Genomic DNA, 4,883 nt, shown 5'->3' with positions numbered 1-4,883 from the left:
CAGCTTGGCGAGCGAGCGTAGCGAGCAGCCACGCCAGCCAATGCCCAGCAACGTTTGCCCGCGCCGCAGCTCGCTGCGCTCGCTCGCCAAGCTGGAGCTTGGCGTTACAAAAACTCCACGCCCTGCGGCGGCCACAGCCGGCGCGTCAGGTTCTCCAGCCGCGACTGCGTGTTGCGCACCCGCTGCTTGATGGGTAGCGCCTGAAAATCAAAGCTATCGAGCGCCTCCAAATCCTGCGCCAGCGTGCGGTTTTGCAGGTGCGAGGTCAGCAAAAAGCGGCTGATGGGCTCGTTCCACAGCTCCTTGGTGCTCCAGTAATGGCCGATGTAAGGCTTGGCCGAGTGCAGCCCCTGCACCTCGGCCAGCGCCACCGCCAGCGCAAACTGCTCGATGAGCCGGGGCGTAACCTGCCGCCGGCATAGGTCGTCGCAGATGCGCAAAGCCAGCGCAATGGCCTCGTGGTTGCGCTGCGCGGGCACGCCCACCGCGCCCGCGTTCCACATCACGTGCTGCGGCGTAATGGCCACGCTGCCAAACGTCTGGCCCTGCACCTGCTGCCACATGCGGCGCTCGGTTTTGCTGGGCAGGGCCGAGAGCCGGCCCTCGGGCTCGTGCATGAGGGCGTGGCCGGCGGCCAGCTCCTGCCGCAGCGCGGGCAAGGAGCCGTAGAGCAGCGTGTCCGAATCGAGGTAGAGTAGCGGTAGCTCGGGCGCTTGCCGGGCCGCTAGCTCTAGCGCCTTGATTTTGACGCGCCAGAAAAACTTGAACTCGCCTTCCCACTCGCGCAGCGTGTCCTTGTCAATCACCTGCACCGCCACGGCCGCCCCCAGGTGCCGGTAAAACTCCGGTGCATCGGTCATTACCGTGATTTTCAGCTCGCCTAGCCCCTGCCGCAGGAAAGTGAGTATCGAGAAATGCGCCTGAAAGTGGTTCTGGATGTTGGTGCCGAACACCAGATAAAGCAATTGCATGAGGGCCGGGCGGGGGAGGAGGAAGGGCGAAATTACGGCGGGCCGTAGCGCGGACTCCGCGAGTTTGTTGATGCTTAAGCGTTGGCCCTACCGATGGTTATCACATTTTCCACCAGCAGCCGCACCCTGATGGGAATGCCCTCAAAGCGGTTGTTGAAGGCGGCGCTCAACGCCAGAAAATCCGCCCCCGGGTACGGCCGCTGCGAGGTACGCCCCACGCAGGCATACGCTAGCACCAGCGCCCCGGCCGGAATGATGGCGCGGCTCACAAAGTCTTTGATAGTTAGCTCTAGTTGCTCTACGCAGTCGGCGGCGCGGGCGTAGCGCAGGTGGCCGCTGCTTGTCACGTCGCTGTCGGCGGCCTTGAACTCGACGAAGTAGGCTTGCTCGGTGGTGAGCAGCGCGCAGTCGCAGCGCCGCCCCTCGGCCACGGTGTACAGGCAGCGGTCAATCTGGATGAGGTGTACCAGCCGGCCCGAGGCGTTGAGCACCTGCAAGTCGAAGCGGTTGCGCGCCGGGGGCAGATAGTGAAAACACGGCGCGGTGCTGGGCGGCGGCGGGTCTTGCACAAAAAACTCAACCGCCGTAATGGCTTCCTGGCACGCATTGCCGCGCATCTGGTCGCGGAACGATTCGCGGAGCGGATTCAGCATGTTCTAAAAGCCGCGGTTGATGTCCAGCAGTTGGTCGAACTCGTCGGCCTGAATGCCCGAAACGGCGTCTAGCTCGTTTTGCGAGATAAGCTTGGTTTCGGGGTCCAGCAGCGACCGGACGCCGCCCGCGCCCTCGGGGCCGTTCACGTAGTAAGCCGCAAACTCGTCGGGGTTCACCCAATACTTCTCGGGGATGATGGCGGCTACCTTCCGGCGCTTTTCCTCGTCTTTGTTGCCCACGTGGTGCGCGTAGAGCAATAGGTTGAGGTGCGACAGAATGTAGGGGCTGTGCGTGGTGATAGTCAGGTCGTTTTCGCCTTGCGTGCATTTCTCTACCAGCCAGTTCAATAGCCCTTGCTGGGCGGTGGGGTAGAGGTTTAGTTCGGGCTCTTCGATGATGAAGCTTTGCGCCTGCTCGGTATTACGGCTCAGGTGCTCTAGCAGCACCAGCAGCGGGGTTACGGATTGGATACCGCTAGCTGTTTCGTAGAGGCGGAAGAGAGTTTCGCTTTCGGGTATTTTTATAAAGTCCTGACCATTTCTGTGTATGTATTTAATGTTTAGGAAAGGAATATATAATTCAGAGATATTTCTGCGAGAAAGGGAGAATTCATTTGCGAATTCTAAAATGTCTTTCGGAAGACCTATATCATCTCGTAGTAAACCTGCCCAAGAATACTCTATTGATGGAATGAAACTTCTTTCCGAAGTGACATAAGTGGCTATGCTGCTAATAAAGTGATGTATATGATTGTTGGTTAATAACTCCCTAGCTTCTGTAATCGCTTTCAGTATGCTGTCTCTATTGCTATCTAATATCTCTTCAATATTATCGGGTAGATTAGTGGTATTGTAAGTAGGTAGGTTCTCTACCGTTTCCATAAGTTTTTCGCTAATCAATTTTAAGTCACGGCGTGCTGCGGCGTCATCAGATGCACTCATCTTTGCCCCTTCTTTCTTTGTGAAGCTTAGGTTAAGGTCTTTGTCAATAGTCGATGTGTAAGAATTAGCAGCGAACCACAGAGAAGACTCTGTTTGCCAATATTTTTCCAAAGAATACCGAGATAATAGCTCTGGAAATTCACCTCCGAAATAAACCTTTTTATTACGCCAAATCGCCGCCAGCTTCGCCAGCGTACTCTTTCCCCCGCCCGTCGGGCCGATAAAAACCGTGACGCGCTTAAAGTCCACCGTGGCGTCTTTAATCGGGCCGAAATTCTTGACAATCAGTTGCTCATTCATGGGGCGGGGCGGCTAGGGGTGGGCCAAAACTACGACGCGGCGACCCCGTTGCCGGAGCCGCCGCGGGTAGGGGCTGGGTAACAGCTACTTGAGGGTGGCGCGCACGGCTTTTACCTCGGCCACTTGCACGGCGCTGGCTTTGTTGCCGAAGCTGTTGCGCACGTAGGTGAGCACGTCGGCAATTTGCTGGTCGGTGAGGTGGGCCTGGGCGGGCATGGGCTGCTTGTACTCCTCGCCGTCGATTTCGATGCGCTCAGCCAGGCCGGCCAGCACGATGTGCGACAGGCGCGACTTGTCGCCGAGCACGTACTGGGTTTTGATGAGTGGCGGGTTGATGGGCGGCAGGCCGCCGCCATCGGCCTGGTGGCAGGCAATGCACACGTTCTTATACACCGCCGCGCCGCGCGTCAGTGACGCTTTCAGGGCCGGGTCGGCGGCGGTGGCTTTGGCCGGTGCTTTGGCTTTCGCGGCGGGGCGGTGCTGGGCTTGCAACGACAGCCCACCGCCGGCCAATAGTGTAAGCGCCAGAATTAAGTGCTTGTGGTTCATGACTTCTTGCCGGTGTACAGGATGCGGTAGATGGTGCCTTTCGAGTCGTCGCTGACGTAGAGCGAGCCGTCGGGGCCCTGGGCGAGGCCGCAGGGGCGATGGTCGGCGCGGCCGCTGGCCGTTTTGGCCGCCGAGCCCGAGAAATTATCGGCGAAAACCTCCCACTGGCCGCTGGGCTTGCCATCCTTAAAGGGTTGAAAAACTACGTAGTAGCCGGCCTGCGGCTCGGGCGCGCGGTTCCAGGAGCCGTGGAAGGCGATGAAAGCGCCGTTGCGGTACTTGGCCGGGAACATGGTGCCGGTGTAGAAGAGCAGGCCGTTGGGGGCCATATGGCCGGGGTAGGCGGCGGCGGGGTCGAGGTAGTTGCCGGTGGCTTCTTTTTTGCCATCGCCGCCGTACTCGGGGCCCTGGATTTTCTTGTGCTGCTGCTGGTCGTAGTAGAGGTAGGGCCAGCCGGCGTTGTCGCCTTTTTTGAGGGCGTACATGCACTCGGCGGGCAGGGTGGCCGACTGCGCCTCGGTGTAGAGCGCGGGCCAGTTATCGTGCAGCTGGTCGCGGCCGTGCTGCATCACAAAGAGTTGATTATCTTGCTGGTTCCAGTCGAGGCCCACTACGTTGCGCAGGCCGCTGGCGTAGCGCGTGCCATCGGGATAGCGCTGGTTGAGCTTGTTGGCCTTAAACTGCCAGATGCCGCCCGCCGAGTCCAGAATCGGGCAGTTGGGGATGCCCTTCGAGCCGCGCGTGCGGTCCTGCTCCTGGCAGGCGTTGGCGTAGGCCCCGATGTTCACGTAGAGGTTGTCCTCATTGTCGAGCACGATGGATTTTGACTCGTGCTGGCTACCTACTTTGAGGCCACGCACCAGTAGCTCGGGGGCGTTGGGAGTGGCTACTTCGCCGTTGGCGTTCAGCTTATAGCGGTACACCGCGTGGTCGGAGGAGGCGTAGAGGTAGCCGTTTTTGACGTAGGCCCCGGTACCGCCGTAGTTGCCAAAGCTGCTGGCCACCGTGGCGCGGCCGTCGGCCTTGGGCCGCAGCATCAGGATGCCCGCGCCGTCTTTGGGCCGGTTGAGCTTCACGTAGATAAGACCTTGCGGCGTGACGGCGAGGTGGCGGGCTTTGCCGCCGGTTTCGGCCACCTTCAGCGCGCCGAAGCCAGCGGGCAGCTTCAGGCCCGCATTGTCGGGGTCGGGCGCGAGGTGAACGTTGGTTTGGCTGGACAGCAGCAGGGCGCTGCCCGCGAGGGCAGCCGTAGCTAGCGCAAGAGAGGAAAGGGAACGCATGTGGAAATAAGAGGGTAGGAGGGGGGCGAATAACTCAGAGTGGTAGAGCAAAGTTGCGGGCTCGTCGCTCGTGCACCTCACCCCCTAGCCCCCGAAAAATGCTTTTGACGCATTTCCAAAAAAGAGGGGGGACTAGTTTTTATTCTTAGCCTCAAATCTAGAACTAGAAAGCTAGCGCTAGTCCCCCC

The 4,883-nt window shown here is 59.8% G+C and carries 5 protein-coding genes; all 5 read right to left on the bottom strand.

Annotated features, from left to right (window positions below; translation table 11 throughout):
- Positions 1 to 104 precede the first annotated feature (104 nt).
- The 5 genes from VFO93_RS12425 to VFO93_RS12405 all read right to left on the bottom strand — a co-directional run bounded on the left by VFO93_RS12425 (position 105) and on the right by VFO93_RS12405 (position 4,695).
- Positions 105 to 971 carry a hypothetical protein gene (locus VFO93_RS12425; protein WP_325134694.1) on the bottom strand — a complete coding sequence of 289 codons (867 nt, stop codon included), beginning with the start codon at positions 969 to 971 and terminating at the stop codon, positions 105 to 107.
- A 74-nt stretch (positions 972 to 1,045) separates the two neighbouring features.
- Positions 1,046 to 1,624 (bottom strand): hypothetical protein, encoded by a 579-nt coding sequence (locus VFO93_RS12420; RefSeq protein ID WP_325134693.1) that lies wholly within the window; start codon positions 1,622 to 1,624, stop codon positions 1,046 to 1,048.
- 3 nt (positions 1,625 to 1,627) lie between these two features.
- The gene (locus VFO93_RS12415; protein WP_325134692.1) at positions 1,628 to 2,866 is read right to left on the bottom strand and encodes an AAA family ATPase; all 1,239 of its coding nucleotides are present in this window, start codon (positions 2,864 to 2,866) and stop codon (positions 1,628 to 1,630) included.
- 84 nt (positions 2,867 to 2,950) lie between these two features.
- Positions 2,951 to 3,415 (bottom strand): cytochrome c, encoded by a 465-nt coding sequence (locus VFO93_RS12410; protein WP_325134691.1) that lies wholly within the window; start codon positions 3,413 to 3,415, stop codon positions 2,951 to 2,953.
- Positions 3,412 to 4,695: a PQQ-dependent sugar dehydrogenase gene (locus tag VFO93_RS12405; RefSeq protein WP_325134690.1), complete on the bottom strand. Its 1,284-nt coding sequence runs from the start codon at positions 4,693 to 4,695 to the stop codon at positions 3,412 to 3,414. The genes VFO93_RS12410 and VFO93_RS12405 overlap by 4 nt, the downstream gene beginning before the upstream one ends.
- Positions 4,696 to 4,883: the final 188 nt, after the last annotated feature.

The organism is Hymenobacter sp., assembly GCF_035709525.1.
In the GTDB taxonomy this organism is placed as follows: domain Bacteria; phylum Bacteroidota; class Bacteroidia; order Cytophagales; family Hymenobacteraceae; genus Hymenobacter.
This window is presented reverse-complemented; position numbering and strand designations above follow the sequence as displayed.